Origin of the sequence: Paenibacillus sp. FSL P2-0136 (assembly GCF_037975325.1) — a bacterium.
In the GTDB taxonomy this organism is placed as follows: Bacteria; Bacillota; Bacilli; order Paenibacillales; family Paenibacillaceae; genus Paenibacillus_AQ; species Paenibacillus_AQ silagei.
Window position 1 is genome coordinate 5629600 of the sequence record NZ_CP150244.1, and the last position, 19278, is coordinate 5648877.

The window sequence follows — 19278 nt, forward strand, 5'->3', positions numbered from 1 at the left end:
GCAGATTACTCCAAAATCTTCCGAAAAATAGCCTCTGCTGCACTTTGTACACTAGAATTCTGCTAAGAAGAGGTTTTGAAGCTATATTAGTGAAATCTAATGTATGAACTACAGCAGAATGAGCTTTTGCCTAATCTCGTGCTAATTCTATTGCAGAGAATACAACCAGCACGAAATGAAGCTTGACAGAATAACCATCCGAGCCTAAAATCAACATGAAACAACATAAAGAAACACGAATCAACAACACAGTGAATCAACAAACACCGCACTATTACATCACCACACGCCTTACCGCTTAACCCATAATCGGATTGACAAGAGAGGGGATTTTCCGCATGAACAGTAAATTATCATTTCGGCCAGACGGTACCTTCACCATCGTACAGTTCACCGACCTGCACTGGATGGATGGAAGAGCAGAGGATCAGCAGACCCGGGAGCTGATGGAGCTGGTGCTGGAGGCGGAGCAGCCGGACCTGGTTATTTTCACAGGGGATACGATCTATACGGGGCCGGTCCGTGAAGGCGAGCTGACTTGCCAGGACCCCAAGCAGGCCTTCCGCGATGCCGTGGCTGCTGTAGTGAATTCCGGTGTGCCTTGGGCGTTCGTATTCGGCAACCACGACACGGAGAACGGAGTGACCTACAGCGAGCTGATGGAGATTGCGCAGGAGTCTCCGCAGTGTCTGGCTGAGGCTGGTCCGGCGGAGCTTGCCGGTTCAAGCAATTACGTCCTGGAGATTGAGGGCGCGGGCAATCATGCGGGAGCCATCCTCTATATGCTCGATACGGGTGCCTACTCTCCGCTGGAACAGATTCCCGGGTATAGCTGGGTCCGGCGCAACCAGATGGATTGGCTGGCAGAGCAGTCTGCGCGGCTGAATCCCGGAGAAGGTCAAGCGAAGCGGCCTGCGCTGGCGTTCTTCCATATCCCGCTGCCCGAATATGACCAGATGTGGAACACCGAAGTCTGTTATGGACACAAGTATGAACGGGTCTGTGCTCCGGTTCTGAATTCAGGGTTATTCGCTACGCTCGTAGAGATGGGCGATGTGGCAGGCACCTTTTGCGGACATGACCATATCAATGATTTCACCGGTACGCTGCATGGCATCCGCCTCAGCTATGGCCGGGCAACCGGCTATAATACTTACGGGCACGACAACCTCAAGCGGGGCGCGCGCGTCATCCGTCTAGAGCAGGACCATCCGTCCTTCGATACCTGGCTCCGGCTGGCAGACGGCTCCAGGTGCACTGAACAGCCTGCCCATACACCTCTCTCTGCTGCCGATTCACAACACTAACTACTTCCTGAGGGGTTGACTATCCATGCTGCTGCCAATTCTTTTGGTGCTGGCTTCCGGAATGTGCCACGCGGTGTGGAGCATGTTCACCAAAAGAAGCCTGAATAAAAGCATCTTCCTGTGGTCGATCATGATGGTCTCCACAGTGCTGCTGCTGCCGGTCCTGCTTATCGAGCTGTGGACACAGCCGCTGGCCGCCGGTGCTTACGCCCTGCTGCTGCTGTCTGTGGCGCTGCAGGCCTTATATTCCTGGCTTTTATCCATAACCTATGAGATGGGCGACCTGTCCCAGATCTACCCGGTAATGCGGGGAACGAGCACACTGCTGATCCCGTTGATCGGCGTTATTTTTCTGAAGGAATCATTGTCTGTCTACGGCTGGATCGGGATCTGCTGCATGCTCGGCGGCTTCGCTGTCCTCAGCGGAATCGGCGCAAGAAGAAGCCTCCCGGCTTCCTCCGGCTCCGGCACCACCTTAGGCTACTACACACCGATACTCATGGCCCTCTGCGTAGGATTATGCACCACCTGCTACGTGTTCGTCGATAAGCTGAACCTTCAGCATATGTCGCCGCTGGCGCTGCTTGAGGTAACCAATATCGGCTTCGTGGCCGGACTGACCCCCGCGGTCCTGAGATCGCGGAAGCTGCTTGAAGAGTGGCGCCGCAACAAATTCACCATCCTGCTGGGCAGCGTGCTGAATCCGGGCTCCTATCTGCTGTTCCTGTTCGCACTTCAGCAAGCACCGCTCGCCCACATCAGCCCGCTGAGAGAGATCGGAACCATATTCGCTACGCTCCTCGGTGTGCTGCTCTTGAAGGAGCGGCAGGGCCTGCGGCGGATGATATGCTCGGTCGTCATTTTCTGCGGAATTCTGCTAATTGGCATCTGGGGGTAAGCAGGATAACTATCACAGATGTCGAATTGAAACCGTATGATGAACATAACCTCGATGAGTACACACCTAATGAAGGCAAAAGCCAGATTCAACCCTAAGCATGCCCTATTGCTGCTTCTCTACTTAACCATTCTGATCAGTCTGCGCTATCTGTGGTTCAATGCCAATACGGCGTCTGAGCATCCCGAGGCACAGCAAGGTGTGCTGGATATGCGGGGCTGGGACTTCGTGAATTCCCCGTCCATCCAGCTGGATGGAGAATGGGAGTTCTATCCCGGCCAGCTCCTGGGCTATGAGGATTCCGCCCTACTTGCTGCGGCCACACCGCATGTTGTCCTGGTTCCCGGTGACTGGAGCAGCGGCTTCCCGGAAGGGGAGCAATCCTCTCTGGGCTATGGTACATACAAGCTGCGTATCCTTATAGATCCGTCACAGACCGAGCCTTACGGCTTCTGGATTCAGCGGATTCAGGCCACCTCCAGCATCGATATTAACGAGCAGAGAGAGACCAGCTTCGGGAAGCTGTCCACGGATAGCGGGGACTATATCCCTAAGGCGGTCTCTTACACCGCAGCCTACGAGAATCCGGGAAGACAGGAGATTGTTCTCCTCGTCCGGGCAGCCAACTACGACCATCCGCTGGAGGGCGGGATTGTGAGGTCGATCCGTTTCGGCTCCCAAGCAGCGGTGGATAGCGAGCGGATGTATTCACTCGGCTTCCAGCTGGTGGCGTTCATGATCATGCTGCTGCATGCGCTGTATGCGGGGATTTTATTCTTTTTTAACCGGAAGCAGCGGGCGTTCCTGCTCTTCTTCCTCCTGCTGATGGCAGTAGCAACTACCATTGTAGCCGATAACGATACGATTCTCCTGCTTTGGTTCCCCATTAACTATACCTGGGCACTGAAGCTCAAAATGCTGGCCTATCCTGCGTTGTCCCTGTTCATGCTACTGCTGACGCGCAGCTTCTCTGCCTACGAGCGCCCCGGCCGTCTGTTCAAAATCTATCTGCTGGGTCTCCTGGTCTATACCGCCTATGTTCTGATCTTACCGGCACATTACGTGGTCTATGCCAGACCCTTCTTCTCCGTCTTCTACCTGTTTCCGGTAGCCGGAGTCATCTATTCTATCGGCCGGATGGTGATGCGGCAGGAGCAGGATTCCTTCTTCCTGCTGTTTGCTGCCGCCGCTATCGGCTCCAGCGTCATTGGCGGGGCCATGGAATCCAATGCCAAGGGAAGTATCCTATATTATCCTATAGATGTCATTGCCGCAATTATTGGCTTCTCCTCCTACTGGTTCAAGCGGTACTTCCGCAATGCAGAGGAGAACCGGCTGCTCAACCAGCAACTGAAGGAGAGCGACCAGAAGAAGGACGAATTCCTGGCGAATACCTCCCATGAGCTGCGGACACCGCTGCACGGCATTATCAGCATTGCCCAGACTGTAGCCTCCAAGGAACAACAGGTGCTGGACGAACAGAGCTCTAAGGATCTGGAGCTGCTCATTACGATCAGCCACAGGATGTCCCTGATGCTTAACGATCTGCTCGATGTGACCCGTCTGCAGGAGAAGCGGATTGTGCTGCAGCGTGAGCCGCTGGCCATGGGTTCACTGGTCTCGGGCGTACTGGGGATGTTCGAATTCATGATCGAAGGCAAACGCCTGCAGCTGCGTAATGAGCTGCCCGCTTCATTGCCCCCGGTCTGGGGCGATGAGAAGCGGATTGTGCAGATTCTGTATAACCTGCTGCACAATGCCATCAAATACACGCAGGCCGGAACAGTCACCGTCTCCGCCGTTAACGACGGCAAGCTTGCTTGGATTAGTGTAGCCGATACCGGGGCAGGGATCGACAAGGAGACGCAGGCGCGGATCTTCTCGCCCTATGAACAGGGCAGCAAAGGCATCATTGACGGAGGCGGCATCGGTCTGGGCTTAAGCATCAGCAAGCAGCTGACGGAGCTGCACGGGGGAGACCTTACACTAGACTCTGAGCCGGGAAAAGGGTCCGTGTTCACCTTCACTCTTCCACTGGCCTCCTCTGCCGGGGCCCGGGAGAGGACGGGTCAGGATACAGATGCCGCAAGGCAGCCGGACAACCCGGATCTGAAGGGACTGCTGCTTGAGGAGAACCGGCTGCTATTACAACAGTCCGATATCCGCAATCTCACAGTCCCTATAGAGTTAACGGCTCCGCCGCAGATACAGGACGCCACTCAGTCGGCCAAGTCTCTGATCCTAGCTGTCGATGATGATCCGGTCAATCTGAAGGTGCTCTCCAGCATGCTCTCGGCAGAGCATTATCAATTGGTCACCGCCACCAGCGCCGGGGAAGCCTTGGAGCTGCTTGGCACCGAGCCGTGGGATCTGCTGATCGCCGATGTGATGATGCCGTATATGTCCGGCTATGAATTAACACGGATCGTCCGGCAGCGCTTCTCCCTCTCGGAGCTGCCGATCCTGCTGCTCACCGCCCGCAACCAGCCGGCGGACATCTACACCGGCTTCCTGGCCGGAGCCAACGATTATGTCGCCAAGCCGGTGGACGCGCTGGAGCTGAAGTACCGGGTCCGCTCGCTGACCGGACTGAAGCAGTCCATCAACCAGAGCCTGCGGATGGAGGCAGCTTACCTGCAGGCTCAGATTCAGCCGCACTTCCTGTTCAACACGCTGAACGCGCTGATGGCGCTGAGTGAATTCGACCAGCCGAAGATGCGCGATCTCGGAGAAGCCTTCTCCTCCTACCTGCGCATCAGCTTCGATTATATGAACTCCCAGCAGCTCGTCGGATTATCCCATGAGCTGGAGCTGGTAGAATCCTATCTCTTCATTGAGAAGGCCCGCTTCGAGGAACGTCTGCAGATCGAATGGGAGGTTGATCCCGGCATCGAGCTGCTGCTTCCTCCGCTCACCCTACAGCCGCTGGTGGAGAATGCGGTCAGACACGGCCTGCTGAGCCGCAAAGCCGGAGGCAAGCTCCAGGTCCGCATTCACCGCCAGAAGGGATACACCTCCTTCGAAGTGGAGGACAACGGCAAGGGCATGAGCGGGGAACAGGTGGCCCGTCTGCTCGACGACACCTTCCGGGCCCACCGCGGCATCGGCCTGCTGAACACCAACCGGCGCCTGACTCAGCTCTACGGCGAAGGCCTCGTCATCCGCAGCCAGCCCGAAGTTGGCACTACGGTATCCTTTGTGATTCCTGAGCGGAGGCGGGAGTGATCCTGTAGTTATACAGCTCAGACTTTTGACCACAACACAAAGCAGCGATTCTCCAATACCGGGAGAACCGCTGCTTTTTTGAGTTTAGATATCATTCAGTATTTCAACTGATATAACCGGTAGATCAAGGCCGCAGCCTCTGCTTTACTGGCGGTCTGGGCAGGACGGAAGCTCTGATCCCCGAAGCCTTCGAACAGATGCATACTCTTGGTCAATGCCACACTGGATGCCGCCCATTTCGATATTTTGGCTCCATCTGTGAAGGAGGCAATCAATGCTTCCGGCTGGGCAACAGCCGATTTGCCGTTATACGTTGTAAGTGCCCGTGCAAGCATCGTTGCAATCTCCTCACGGGTGATGGTTGCCTCAGGGTCAAAAGCTGCCGGTGATTTACCGTTAATGATCCCTGCTGCGTAAGCTGCAGCAATCTCATCCGCATAAGGATTCGTTGTCTTGATATCCTTAAACGGCAAGACCATTCCCTCACCATTCAGTCCGTAAGCTCTGGCGATCATTGCCGCGAACTGCTCACGGGTAATCTTGTCAGATGGAGCAAATGCTCCGCCTTCGTCCAGGACTCCCTTGGTCAACAGGTAGTTGATCTCTTTCACTGCCCAGTGACTGGCAGGCACATCTGTGAATACAGCAGCTCCAAGCATCACAGTGTACTTGCTGAAGTGTCCTCTCGGCGCAGTTACAGTTTGAGTAACAGGATCATATTTACCCCCAACCGCTTCCCAGGTAAGACTCTCCTCATTCAGGACGTACACGGTCAGATTCTCCAGATTCGCCTCCGAATATTTCGAAATATCAATGGCTGACACATCAAAGGTCACATCGATCGGCTTAGCGAAGCTCTTCACCGGCTGGCCGTCAACAGAAGCACTGAATTCCATCACTGGGATGTTAGCCAGCGGTTCTGCCTGACGGGGTTTGTTAATCACAGCATTCTGTACAACTTCTGCTGCCAGATTAATCTTCTGGCCTGCCTCAACCTTACCGAAGGTATCCGGCTCAATGGTAAATGCCGTCTGATCCATTTGAATCTTCAATCCGGCAATATCATTCTCCCGCACCAGGGTAAGAATCTCGGAGGGAAGCGTGGTGTTGAGCTTATGAACCCCTTTATCCACCGGAGGTACCTTCACCGTCAGGCTCAGCTTCAGGTCAGCAGCTGTTCCGGCCCCAAGCTTGCTTGTCAGCTCTCCAGCGACTGATGCTAATGCCTGCTTGGCCGTTTCAATATGTGCGCTGATGAATCCCGAATCCAGCTGTGAAGAGACGGCATTTCCTTCTACAGTTACATTTTCTTTGGCAATTGTAACTTCGCCAGCCTTGTTAAGCGCGGCCTGGCTGGAATGAATAACAGCATCCTTCAGCTTCTGAACCTCTTCAGCCTTGATGCCCTGCGCGTTATTCAGCACCGCAGCCGCATTATTAATAAGGGCCTGGGCAACCTCTACTGCCTTGCTGGAGCTATCCAGCTTGTTCAGTAAATAAGGCGCACTTCCTATCAATTGAGTAATTGAACTCACAATCTTCTGTTTCTCTGCGGAATCCTGAATAGTTCCCAGCAGCTGCGCTGCTGTATCCATGGCCTGAGACAGACTCTTACTGTTCTGTTCAGCTTGTGCAGGCGTATTAGCCGATTTGAGTGACTCGGCAATGCTGGACAGCGCATTCTGTGCTGCCGTGGCTTTCTCTGCTGCAGAGCCGGAAGTATTCTTCAGCAAGTCTTGCAGCTTGTCATTCTGCTGCTGAACATTCGCGTCATTCCCTGTTACCGCAGCCGGAACGGGAGCAGCCGGTGTTGCTGCAGGTCCAGGTGCTCCTGGCCCGCTTCCTCCTGGTGCCGGTGCAGGATTTGGATTCGTACCGGTGTTGCCGCCGCTACCACCATTATCGCTTCCCGGCGGGTTCGGGGCCGGATTAACCACAGTACCTCCAGACGACTCCAGGATTACTTTTTTGTCCAGGGTATAGGTCTGTCCATCAATAGTCATCGAAGCTTTGATCACATAAGTACCGTCCGTCAAAAATTTGTTATCTGCATAATTATAAGAGACCGCCATTAGCGGGTAGCCTTGTATCGTCTCTGTAGAGAGCACTTTCCCCGCTTCGTCCTGAAGCTCATAGGTAGCCTTGTCCGGGGACAGACTCTTGCTGCCTCTGCTTGATCCGCCATTGGCAACCAGAATTTGCGGCTTCTTGATTTGTCCGATGGAGTTGCCTGCCGTATCGACCAGTCCAATCTCAAGCAAGGTCGTACCTGCGGGCCGGATTAATTTTCCATTCTGCAACCCTACAATATCCAGCCCTTTCAAGGCCGGTGGCGCAATCTGGGTTAGTGTGCCTGCTTGCAGCGTTCCAGGTGCGAAATGAATATCGTACTGGTATTCGATGGCACCCTTGATTTGGTCTACAGATACTACTACATCGCCAGGGGTAACTTGTACCTGATTGGCATTGAACGCATAGCCCTGGAGTGTCGATTGGCCCGCAGTCGTATATTTAACCGCATAGATGGTCCCCGATTCAGGCGCCACCAGCGTAGCCAGCGCGGACGCACTATCATCCATCGACAAGCTATTGTCTCCTGCACCGATTACCACCTGATCATGGTATACAAAAGTGTCCGACCGGGTATGTGCCAGCATGCTGTAGGTTCCTTGAGTTGCGTAGAAATAATTCTCACCTGCAGGATTACTGTCGATCACATAAGGAATGTAATCAGCTCCTGGCAAATCCCTGCGCACTACATACAGCTCGTCTGTCGGCTGATCTAATAGAACCTTGCTGACTTCCTGAAGCTCTTGTCTTGCATCCAGCACCAGCGAATAATCCTTGCCGGGTTCTGTGTTAATGGAGCCATACATGTAGTAACCATATTTGGACTCAACTCCATTATGGCTTCTGTTGTAGCGTATGAAATCAACATCTACGGCAGAAGGAGAATCTACTACCAGGAATCCCTGTGATCCGGGAGTGCGAATGTAAGAAGAGGCGGTAGCAGAAGTTCCGTCGCTTCTTTTCACTATAGCCTGGATATTCGCATTATCGAGCGGAATCCCGCCCGCATAGTTCCCGCCTTCCGCCTTATCGAGACCCCGTACACGGATGACAGCCTGCGATTGCGGATCAATGATCGCTACGTACACACTTTTAGCTAAATAATCAGTCTTCTTAAAATACAGCTCACCTATATAAGAAGCCTTGTCAGCCGGAATGGTGAACGTTCCCTGCTCATCGGTGGTGCCAAGCACCTCCTCATAACGGCGGATCTGCACTCCTGCCACCGGTTGCCCCTGGGCACCCGTATCATGCTGGCGTACAGTAATCGTTACCTTCTGCGCCTGGTCAACGGTCAGGTATGGCTTGTCTACCAGATCCACCAGCTTGCCGTCATTGCCTCTAATCTCAATATCCAATTCGTTCTTCGGCAGAACCTTCAGCTCAGCCTCACTCAGTAAGTCCCCCTGAACATAACCATTATTTATCCAGGTGTTTGGGAATAATTGAACCTTATACGTGCCTGATTTGGCAGGCTTCCAATTCCGCATGTTGATTCGCTGCGGATTGCCTTCCTGTTCCTCAGTAGACCAATACAGAGAGTCATCCGAGATCACTGCACCGCTCTCATCTGTGATGACCAGCTTATAATTACTGCTGAGATCAAGACGATTCTCGTACTCATCTGTCACCTTCACCAGAACATCTACACTCTCGCCCAGAACTACCTGATTGCGGAGTTCAGCCTCGTCATAATAATTGGAACCCGGAACCCGGAAGCTGATTCCGGCCTTATAAGTACTGCCTCCACGGATCGTATACTCATCGTCAACCGGAGTGAAGTATGAACTCAATACAAGTTCATTCGGGTTGCTGTTAGAATCCGCACCGCCAAAAGTAGTGTTTGCCGTCAAGCGGTGAATTTCTTCACCCTTAGGTACATACAGATGATCGCCTACAGCAAGATTCATACTGATCTGGTTATAGTTATATCTTTCGTTCAGATAAGAGATGTTTATTTTACCACGTCCCATCCCCATAGCCGGTATCTGAAGTTGCAGCTTGCTGAAATCCCGGGAATGTCCATCATAGAATATTTCATGTTTTGCTTCAGTCGGCGTGATTTTATTGCGGAATAAGATATTGACGCCGGTATCACGATTTCTAGCAAGCGACGTGAATTCATATTCCTTATTCTTCTCAAGATAGATACTTTGCCCGAAAAAGAGCTTAGCACCTCTCGCATCGCCAATCTGCTTGTACCTGGTATTATCAATGAGAGAATAGTTCTCTACATATACAGGCTCACCGTCCAAGGAGGCACGGAAGCTGATCCGGCTGTAGTCACTGGCATCTTTGATGATTTCTTTGTGTAGCCCGTCTTCCGTTGCGTACAATGAAGAGGCAGGAAGCTGGAACATGTAAGCTTCACGGTCCTCAGTGGCTATATAAGCTTTATAGTCTCCAGACACCTCTCCCGTTCTGAATACCAGCACCGTATATCCCGGTACAGCAAACTGATTCACCATTCCACTGAGTCCGGAGTTAGTCAGGAACGGCTGAGTGAACAGCTTCCCCTTGGCATCCAGATAACGGACAGCCACCATATATGTACCCGCTTGCTCCCGGTCAGTTACATAGATAGGCTTAGCCTCATACTGTTCGCTTCCCTGCTTAAGCAATACGAACATTACCGGACTATTCATAGATAATTGATGATTATCCCTAAGCTGAATCTGTCCGTTCGCATCCGTGGTATAGTTGTAAGACTGATAATTCATCCATACCGCCACAGACCCATTCACAAGCGGAACACCATTATTCAGGATGGTAAGCCTTACATTCTTATCATCGCTGCGGATCTCCGATTGTGTAGCACTTTCATATGTATTGGAATCCTTAGTCATCCGTTCTACAGAGATTTCAATCCCCGTAGCTGAAGGCACCCGGATGCTCTGCGGGGGTGTCACCACCAGCCCCTGCTCGCCCGTATATTCGGCATGAAGAGAATATTCCTCACCGGCAGCCAGCCCTTCAAAAGAAAGATAATTGTACTCCATAGAAGTATACACTGCATCCAGCACAGTCAGCTTGGCTTCACTTCTCGCCTTCACCTTACTGGCTATCTGGGCATCTTCTTTCATAAGTACGAACTTAACCTCATTTAGAACCTTAAGATCGCTATAAGTCACATCTACTACACTATTGACCGTAATCCTTTGTGTCCCGTCCGGGAGCCTGTCGTTAGAGACTACCCCTGCCCTGAACGGGGCGGCTGATACCTCAAGCACACTTAAAAACGATAATAATACGACCATAACCATGGAAACTGCCGTTCTTAATTTCTTCGAATACATATTCCATCTCCTTCTCCCCAGTTCAATCCATACACTTTAACTTATAGTTAGATTATTACTCCCTCCCCAGTTAATCCTATTCAGAAGACTCACAACAAGGATGTTACATTTTTTTCGCGAAAATGTCTATTACTTCCTTAACAGGGTCCCGGAAAGTTAACTTTACGCCGGGTTTTTGTCATATTTTGTCTGAAACAAATTCCAAAAACATATAAAAAAGACGAAGACCCCAAGGTCTCCGCCGTTCAATTCTGCTATTCCTCACAACACCAAATCCCCCGTCTCCCGCTTCAGCCACGCCCGATGCTCCTCATCCAGCAGCGGAGCCAGCTTATCGTACACCTCAGCATGATAATGGTTCACCCAATCCAGCTCCTCGCTGTTTAGCATAGACGGCTCAATCGCCCGGAGGTCTATCGGTAAATAACAGAGGTCTTCAAATTTCAGGAATCTTCCGAACTCCGTAGTCACATCCTCCGTAATCAGCAGCGTGTTCTCCGTACGGATCCCATGACGGCCTTCCTTATAGACTCCCGGCTCTACCGTAATAATCATCCCAGGCTCCAGGCGGACCTCATTCGGCTTGAAGCTGAACCGCTGCGGCTCTTCATGCACATTGGAGTAATAGCCCACACCATGTCCGGTTCCACACTTATAATCCAGGCCATTATCCCACATCGGCTTACGGGCAAGAATATCGAGCGTAGATCCGGTGGAGCCATAGAGGAACTTGGCCGTAGAGAGCGCAATCACAGACTTCAGCACTAGTGTAAAATCTCTCTTCTCCTCATCCGTCAGCGCGCCAAGCACCAGCGTGCGGGTAATGTCAGTCGTCCCGTTCAAGAAGTGTGAACCCGAGTCGAGCAGATACAATCCCTTAGCTTCCAACAGCACCGGATGGTCGGCGGACGGCGAGTAGTGCATCATCGCAGCATTCGCGCCGTAGGCAGAGATACTGGAAAAGCTCAGCTCAGCGAATAACGGCTGCTGCCGGCGCAGCTCCAGCCCCTTCTGGTCTGCTTCCACCTCTGTCACCGGACGCACGGGGACGGTCTCCTGCAGCCATTTGAACAATCCTACAAGGGCAACGGCATCCTTCAAATAGACATCACGGATATTACGGATCTCCACCTCGTTCTTAATCGATTTAAGGGCCACCACAAGACCCGGCGCTTCCATAATAAAAGCGGATTCCGGGATGGCAGCCGCCAGGCTATATCCGGTTTTATTCGGATCGTACAGCACCGAAGCCGCTTCCGGGAGCGCCTGCAGGAACGGAAGGATGTCCTCATACTCCTTGATCTCCACTCCATCCCTGGCCAGCGTATCCTTATCTTCCGGGGTGGCCTTATGTCCTCCGGCGAACAATATTGCGTTATGTACCCCTACTATGGCAAAAGCAGTCACATACGGATTGAACGGGATATCCCGTCCCCGGATGTTGAACAGCCAGCACAGATCATCCAGCGCGGACAGCACATAATAATCAGCGTCCTTACGCTTCATCGCCTGCCGGACCTGCTCCAGCTTATCTACCCGGCTGAGGCCCGCATACTGTTCATCATGCAGCATTAGCGGCTCGGCCGGAATGGCCGGTCTGTCCGTCCAGATCGCCCCTACCGGGTCGACGTCTGTAATCGCCTGAATCCCTTTCTCCGCGAGCTTGCCCTGCAAGCCCTTCATAGCGGATACGGACAGCGTTCTGCCATCTACCGCCATACGTGCGCCTTGCGGCAATTGCTCTGCCAGCCATTCATCCCATTGCGGGACGCCCGGTTCAGCCATACGGAACAGACGGATGCCCGAGCCTTCCAGCTCCCGCTCCGCCTGAATGTAGTACCTGCCATCCGTCCACAAGCCAGCATCCGTTAGCGTGATCACAGCCGTTCCGGCGGAACCGGTGAAGCCGGTAATCCAGCGGCGGCTTTTCCAGTGCTCCCCCTCATACTCACTGATGTGCGCATCCCCGCTTAATACCACACAAGCCTCTATCCCGCGCTCCGCCATCCACTCTCTTAACTTATGTACTTTCTCCTTAGGCAACATATCCGCCACTCCTTCTCTCTATCTAGTCTACTGAATTATCATACACCTGCATTTCCTATAAAAAAAGATGAAGACCCTCAGGTCTCCATCGTCTCATTATCCTCTTTCCGTACCAGCTTCCGCCGCTGCTTCCCCTTCTTCACCCACAGCCGGTCCTGGTCATCCCGGTAGAATCTGATCCCGAACAAGCGTAACGGTGTCCACACTTCCCTAAAATAATAATTAGGCATGGTCCATTTCTCCCAGACTATAAATAGATTTGCTCCTAATTATAGACCGGGATACCTGGTTTGTTTGTCGCATTGTGGAAGGAGAGCCTTAAGGTTACCGCCTATTTCCCAAAATCGCCTTATCTGCGGAACCAGCGCATGATCTGCTCTAGCGAACCCATAGACTTATAGGTATGCTCCAATTTGAACTCTGTATTGTTGATTCTCTTCTTCATCTGCTTGATTCCGATGCTGCCCAAACAGATCGACACATTTGATTACATTGCTCTCGTTATTGATTCTAACAGACGATTCTAAACTTTGCAGGACAAATCTAATTCCTTCTTTGCGTTTGTTATGTAAATAGTAGGCTGCTAATTCAGCAAGGAGTTGGGAGTACTGGTTGGTTATGATTTGTTGGTTATGATTAATCCCATACTCTGCAAGATTTGTCCGGTAAGGGAGATAGGCAGCAAACCGCTCCAGAATATTATCAATATTCCAACCATAGCGGTTAGCCGACAAGACAATACTGTATAATGCTGTAAATATCTCATCTGGCCGGTGGGAGATAAATTCAATATATTCAGAGAGAGCCTCGTATTTTCCTGCCATCACCCGATAAAGCAGTCTGTTTGCGAGCCCCCACTCCTGGAATTGAGCCACAGTACGCTTCACTTCTTCATCGTCTTCCCTTATCCAGCTTCCGTCCATATAGAGGGATACCCAATCTAATGCCGCTGAATAGTCTCCTAGTTGCTCACACACATTTGAACGGATAAGCTGTGCGTACAGGATATAGAAGTACAGGGGTTTCTCAGGTTTTCTCTCGTTACTCTCTCTACGGTTTGACTTCCACTGGAGATTATAACGAATAGTTGCTAATTGCAGCATCTTCTTCGCGAGTTCATCCACCTTATGCCATCGATCCAATGAACCATAGACATGACCCAAGTGCTTCAAGCCGTCCAATTGATCCGCTTCATCCAGCCGGTCCAGGTAACCTTCGAAGAGATGCGCCGCCTGTAAATTCCGCGCCTGGTCATTACCAATGGCGATTCGGAATAGACGGTATTGACACACTGCGAGTCTCTCGGAATTCTGATACTTCTCGCTGGCACTCACATTCTTATAGAGTAATTCGGCAGCTTGCCACAGCCCCTCTTGAAATAGGCCTTCAGCCACTTCAAACAGCATGGGGGCATAGACCAGATTCTCCAGCAGATTCTGAACCACCTGTTCAACGCAATCCAGACGGCCAAGCTCAGCGGAGCGCACAAGAAATGGCCTTAGACGCCGCCAGGTGGGTGACGAGAAAAAGAAACATTCATCCACATATAAGCTATAAAAATGATCCTCCGGCAGATCCATCGCCTTGGTGATTCGCTCCAGATGGTTCATAGCAATGGGCTGGTGACCACTGAGTATCCTGCTGAGCGTTCCTGAATTAATTCCGGATTGTCCCGAGAATTGATTAATAGGCATTCCCTTCTGCGACAAATACAACGCTAATTGATCGCGAATCATCGTTCTAGTAGTAGGGACCACGCAAACACCACCTAACTGGAATCCAATATAATTTCTTTTATAGTTGTAATAATATGTCACATTATTCCAATGGTCAATAACGCAGACTGCTGCAGATTAGTCTAATCCGTGAACTACAGGCAACCCATTTGCCATGAGGGCAAAAAAATAGAGACTCTAGTAGTCTCATAAGGTAAGTCCACCCTTTCGATTCAAATTCCCCATCATCACCTCTATCTTGCTCATAACAGCATCCCGTAGACTTTGAGGCTCCATCGCTTCAATAATCGGACCATAAGAGAGAAAGTAATTTGAAAGCCAATCTCCTTCGGGCATCGATGCGATAACAGTAAAAGATCCATCTTCATGTTTTGTTATTTCTTTTTCACTAAAGTCATCATATATTCTATACGCTCCAGCCGAAGAGATTTTTAACCGAATATCAATAAATTTCTGAACTTGATTATCTGTCACTTCAGCCGCAGATTCCACTGATGTCTCTTGCTCAAAAACCTCTTCAGTGATTTCAATATTAGCCATACGGGATATTTTGAATGTTCTGTATGTTCTTTTATCATAGCAATACGCTTTCAAATACCATGCCTTATCCTTAAAAATCAACTTAAGCGGCTCAACCCTGCGCAAGCTTTTCACACCTGAGGTATTAAAATATTCGAATATAATAATATGTTTGCTTATAATTACCATTTTTAGTGCATGGAAATTTTCTTTGTTTCGTTCATCACTTCCCCAGGGTGAGAAGTCCAATTCAATCCAATTAACATCACTCTTTTTGAAAAGGCTGCTTAATCGTAAAAGAATAGTCTCAATTTCCGGATACCGCGCTGCTGATAGATTCTGCAAGGCGAGCAGTATTTCATCCTGTTCTTTTTCAGAAAGTAATGACTTATTGAGTATAAATTTGTCAAGAATGACGATTCCGCCGCCTCTGCCTTGATTCGTATAGATAGGTATGCCAGCGCTGCTTAATGTCTCAATATCGCGATATATTGTTCTAACCGATACTTCAAAACGGTCGGCAAGCTCTTTCCCCGTAGTTTCTTTTTTCTCAAGTAAGTAATAAACAATGCCGAAAAGTCTGCTGATCTGCATTAAAGCACCTCAATTCAAGTACAGTATATCTTTCTAAACACGACACCCGTGTGTCATATTTACATATTTATTAACACAAAACCAGACGGACTGTTGTCAGGTTTTGTCCTTTATATTAAGAAGTGTACAATCAACTGCGGCGTTGTCCGCACATTATAAAGGAGAATGATGATTATGATAAACAAAATTCAATTACCCCAACCGGTTGAGGAACATTTTCATGCGACAAATACAGATGATCCCGCGGCCTTCCTTTCGATCTTTGCCGAGGATGCCGTTGTTTTTGACGCCGGCAAAGAATATCACGGGAAAACCGCTATCAAAGAGTGGAGCGACCACGATTATTTCGAAGTAGGCTTAAGACTAGAAATCATAAATGTCGTTCAGAATGCCAAGCAGATCGTTGTTACCGCAAAATCAGACGGAAATTACGACAAAACCGGACTACCGGACCCCCTCTATCTTGATTTTCATTTTACTGTGGAAGGGGATAAAATTACACGCCTGCACAATGTTCTTTCCTCTAACAGTAGGGCAATTCCTTTGCCGCAGCCTATTGCAGCCTATTATCATGCCTCAGATATCTTTGACGGTGACCTTCTCGCTAACTGCTTTGCAGAGGATGCCATATTAGTTGACAATGGAGAAGAATTTCATGGTCCCGAAGTTATCAGCAAGTTCATTGTGAAGGCAAACAGAGACGCTGCGGGTAGGACTGAAATCACCAATTGTGCGGAGAAAAATGACGAAACGGTTGTCACCGCCACCATTTCAGGTAATTTCAAAGGCAGTCCAATTCCACTGGATTTCCGCTTCACGCTTAATAACGGGAAAATCAAAGCCTTGAATATCGTAGTGTCAGGTGTATAAAGATGATGGTGGAGAATTTAATTAAGGTAAATCAAGATAAAGAGCAGGTTATCGAAAAGATAACCTGCTGCATATGAACGTCGTCTATGTCTTCTTTGTTAGAATCCTGTTATTATATCCGGCAAATTCCGGACAGGCAATCCCGCCAGCTTCGCGGCGTTATGATTCAGCAGAAACATCTAGTAGACTCATAAGGTCTCTGTCGTCCTGGTATCACAATTGCAAAGCTGCTGCCCCTACTGTTCCCCTGCTTCACCCACTGCGGAACCAGCGCTTGATCTGCTCCAGCGAACCCTTCGCTTCCGGGCCATTATAGCCGAAGGCATTGCCAATCATCTTAATATATTCGTTAAAAGTCGTCTCCCGGCTATACCGGTCACTCCACCACGCCTTCGCGTTATAGCCCGAGTCCGCCCCGATATAAGTCAGCTCAATCCCCGACTTCTTATACACATGATCGAAAATAAACTTCACCCGCCGCATATGGAAGTCAGAAGAGACCACAATGGCAGACTTGAACCCGTGCTGCTTCATGATCGGGAGCGTAAGCTGGGCGTTCTGGTAGGTGCTCTCGGCAGCATCTTCCGTCAGAATAGCGGATTCCGGGATGCCCAAGGAAAGGGCTGTTTCACGCATGTCACCTGCGGGGCCGGTGATCTCTTTAGCGTTAGACAGCAGGAGCTGCGGCGCGTAGCCTTTTTGATACAACTTAACCCCTTGCTCCACCCGTCCTCCGCCACCGCTAAGGATGATGATGACGTCTGCTTGCTTTGGAGTCTCCGATACGGGAAGGAAACGCCCGGCGCACAGGAGCAGCAAGACCATTAGCAGAAGGGGCAAGTACAGAAAGGGAATTCTTTTTCTGCGCTTGCCCATCTTAGTTCTATTTAGGTTACGGCTCATAAGCTAATTCCGGTACTCGCCGCTAAGAATCTGTTCCCACCACTGTGCATTCTCCGTATACCACTGAATGGTCTGGGCAATTCCGGTCTCGAACGTATACGTAGGCTTCCAGCCCAATCTCTCCAGCTTAGCCGGATCAATCGCATAACGTTTATCATGACCCAGCCGGTCGGCAACGAATTAAACCCACATTTTGTTAAATAGTGAATAGTAATCCAAACCCCTTCTGATAAGCAACCTTATAATTAATCTTTCTAGAATTCATTCCATTCAACATAGTTTTTGCTTATATCAAAGAACTATATCTTTCATTCTTGTAAGAATAGGTTTCATTAATTTTTTATTAAATAAAAAATTAGTAAGAATCAAAAGAAAGAAATTTATTATTATTAATAATAATCCTTTAATCATAAATGCAAAATAATGGTCAATATTTAGTGTGAAATTCAACTCAAGAGAAATTAAAATTATACCTACAATTATATTTGGATATAGTATCTTCCAATAGGTTTTTAGGCCTTTTTTAAAAAAGACGCAATGAGTATAATATATTTCTGCAATTGCTAAAAATAATGCCGTTAACAAAACCCCAAATAAAACCCCATATATCCCAAAAATAATTGAACCTACGATTGTAACGGTTAACAATATACCACACGCAATAATTTGAAATATTTTGCTTATTTTAAAATTTCCAGACATATTAATTATATGCCCACTCGGAATATGTAATATTTCTAAAAATGTAATTATTATCAAAAGAAGAGAAATGTAATAATCAGTATAATTTATATCATTTATACCTTTAGTGTAAATATTTACAAAAGGAGTTATCAAAGTAGATGTAGAGATCAAAAATAAAATTAAAATCAAAAGGGATATTAGTTCATATTGCAAATATATACTGTATGTCTTTTGACTCTTATCTTCACTTATAGTTTGCCCCATACTTAAACGAGGGGCATTTGTTATTGCATACAACATACTTTTAACTAGTAAAAAAACACTATTGTAAACAGCATAGACACTTGCAGCTGCAGTCCCTGAAGCAGAAAATATGGATATAAATATAATAGGCAATGTACTATAAAATGCTCCAGTTATTTTCTGTATAAATACATCCTTAGTCCCTCTAATAGATAAATAATCTGGCTTGACACTTTTGTCAAGAAAACTATATTTCCTCTTACAATATACTATAATAATTACGCTATTAAGTATTGAGCAGATCATAACTACTAATCTAACTCCCCACATAACATTAAAATCACAATAAATCAGGAACATATTAATGAGGTGACCTAAAGTGATTGTTAAAATAGCTATTGAAGAGATAATGTACTCCTTCTGCTCTGCTTGTATTAAAATACGATATTTCATAGTGAAATAAAGATTAATAGCTGCTGGGACAAATGTCATTAATAATACCAAGACTACAATTATATTGTCTAAAGATGTTCTTACTATGTAACTATATATTATAGTAACAACTACTCCAAGGATAAGAAAAATAACACCAATTTTCTTAAATATGTTACCTGTTGCTATTATTATGCTACTAATTGCTTTAAATTCACGATTTCTATATGGTTTTAACAATGCTACATTAGTAGCTAAAGTAATCCCTCCCTCAATTATAAGCATCATATTTATTATTTGTGTTGCTACTGAGTTTAAACCATTAAACTCTGAACCAAATCTTGATAAGACAAGTCTTGTCACTACCAAGCCTAATACTCCATTAACCAAAGATAATACTAATGCACTGATAGCATTAAATACACTAATTTTACTTTTACCCATAAATTCCATCC

The 19278-nt window shown here is 48.6% G+C and carries 11 protein-coding genes and 1 pseudogene; 4 read left to right on the forward strand and 8 right to left on the reverse strand.

Going from position 1 to position 19278, the window contains the following annotated elements; translation table 11 throughout:
* Positions 1–338 precede the first annotated feature (338 nt).
* The 3 genes from NYE26_RS23870 to NYE26_RS23880 all read left to right on the forward strand — a co-directional run bounded on the left by NYE26_RS23870 (position 339) and on the right by NYE26_RS23880 (position 5430).
* Positions 339–1307 (forward strand): metallophosphoesterase family protein, encoded by a 969-nt coding sequence (locus NYE26_RS23870; protein WP_339250606.1) that lies wholly within the window; start codon positions 339–341, stop codon positions 1305–1307.
* A gap of 25 nt (positions 1308–1332) precedes the next feature.
* Positions 1333–2205, forward strand: coding sequence for an EamA family transporter (locus tag NYE26_RS23875; RefSeq protein WP_036725981.1), 873 nt, complete (start codon positions 1333–1335; stop codon positions 2203–2205).
* Between the two features lie 69 nt (positions 2206–2274).
* Complete coding sequence (locus NYE26_RS23880) at positions 2275–5430, forward strand: ATP-binding protein (protein ID WP_339250608.1); 3156 nt, start codon at positions 2275–2277, stop codon at positions 5428–5430.
* A 95-nt stretch (positions 5431–5525) separates the two neighbouring features.
* Here NYE26_RS23880 and NYE26_RS23885 read toward each other — a convergent pair whose 3' ends face one another.
* From NYE26_RS23885 to NYE26_RS23905, 5 genes are all read right to left on the reverse strand, one after another.
* Positions 5526–10796, reverse strand: coding sequence for an S-layer homology domain-containing protein (locus tag NYE26_RS23885; protein WP_339250610.1), 5271 nt, complete (start codon positions 10794–10796; stop codon positions 5526–5528).
* A gap of 261 nt (positions 10797–11057) precedes the next feature.
* Positions 11058–12842, reverse strand: coding sequence for an aminopeptidase P family protein (locus NYE26_RS23890; protein WP_339250612.1), 1785 nt, complete (start codon positions 12840–12842; stop codon positions 11058–11060).
* Positions 12843–12919: 77 nt separating this feature from the next.
* Complete coding sequence (locus NYE26_RS23895) at positions 12920–13072, reverse strand: hypothetical protein (protein ID WP_155991469.1); 153 nt, start codon at positions 13070–13072, stop codon at positions 12920–12922.
* Between the two features lie 165 nt (positions 13073–13237).
* A complete protein-coding gene (locus NYE26_RS23900) occupies positions 13238–14599 on the reverse strand; it encodes a helix-turn-helix transcriptional regulator (protein WP_339250614.1) in 1362 nt (453 codons plus the stop codon).
* A gap of 165 nt (positions 14600–14764) precedes the next feature.
* A complete protein-coding gene (locus tag NYE26_RS23905; RefSeq protein ID WP_339250616.1) occupies positions 14765–15691 on the reverse strand; it encodes a YafY family protein in 927 nt (308 codons plus the stop codon).
* A gap of 174 nt (positions 15692–15865) precedes the next feature.
* Here NYE26_RS23905 and NYE26_RS23910 point away from each other — a divergent pair, with 174 nt between their 5' ends.
* A complete protein-coding gene (locus NYE26_RS23910; protein ID WP_339250618.1) occupies positions 15866–16561 on the forward strand; it encodes a nuclear transport factor 2 family protein in 696 nt (231 codons plus the stop codon).
* A 252-nt stretch (positions 16562–16813) separates the two neighbouring features.
* Here the strand turns inward: NYE26_RS23910 and NYE26_RS23915 are convergent, their stop codons facing one another.
* The 3 genes and pseudogenes from NYE26_RS23915 to NYE26_RS23925 form a co-directional block, all read right to left on the reverse strand.
* Complete coding sequence (locus NYE26_RS23915) at positions 16814–17464, reverse strand: YdcF family protein (RefSeq protein ID WP_339250620.1); 651 nt, start codon at positions 17462–17464, stop codon at positions 16814–16816.
* Between the two features lie 3 nt (positions 17465–17467).
* Positions 17468–17644, reverse strand: a pseudogene (locus tag NYE26_RS23920) (dTDP-glucose 4,6-dehydratase); the annotation flags it as partial.
* 111 nt (positions 17645–17755) lie between these two features.
* Positions 17756–19267 (reverse strand): hypothetical protein, encoded by a 1512-nt coding sequence (locus NYE26_RS23925; RefSeq protein ID WP_339250622.1) that lies wholly within the window; start codon positions 19265–19267, stop codon positions 17756–17758.
* Positions 19268–19278: the final 11 nt, after the last annotated feature.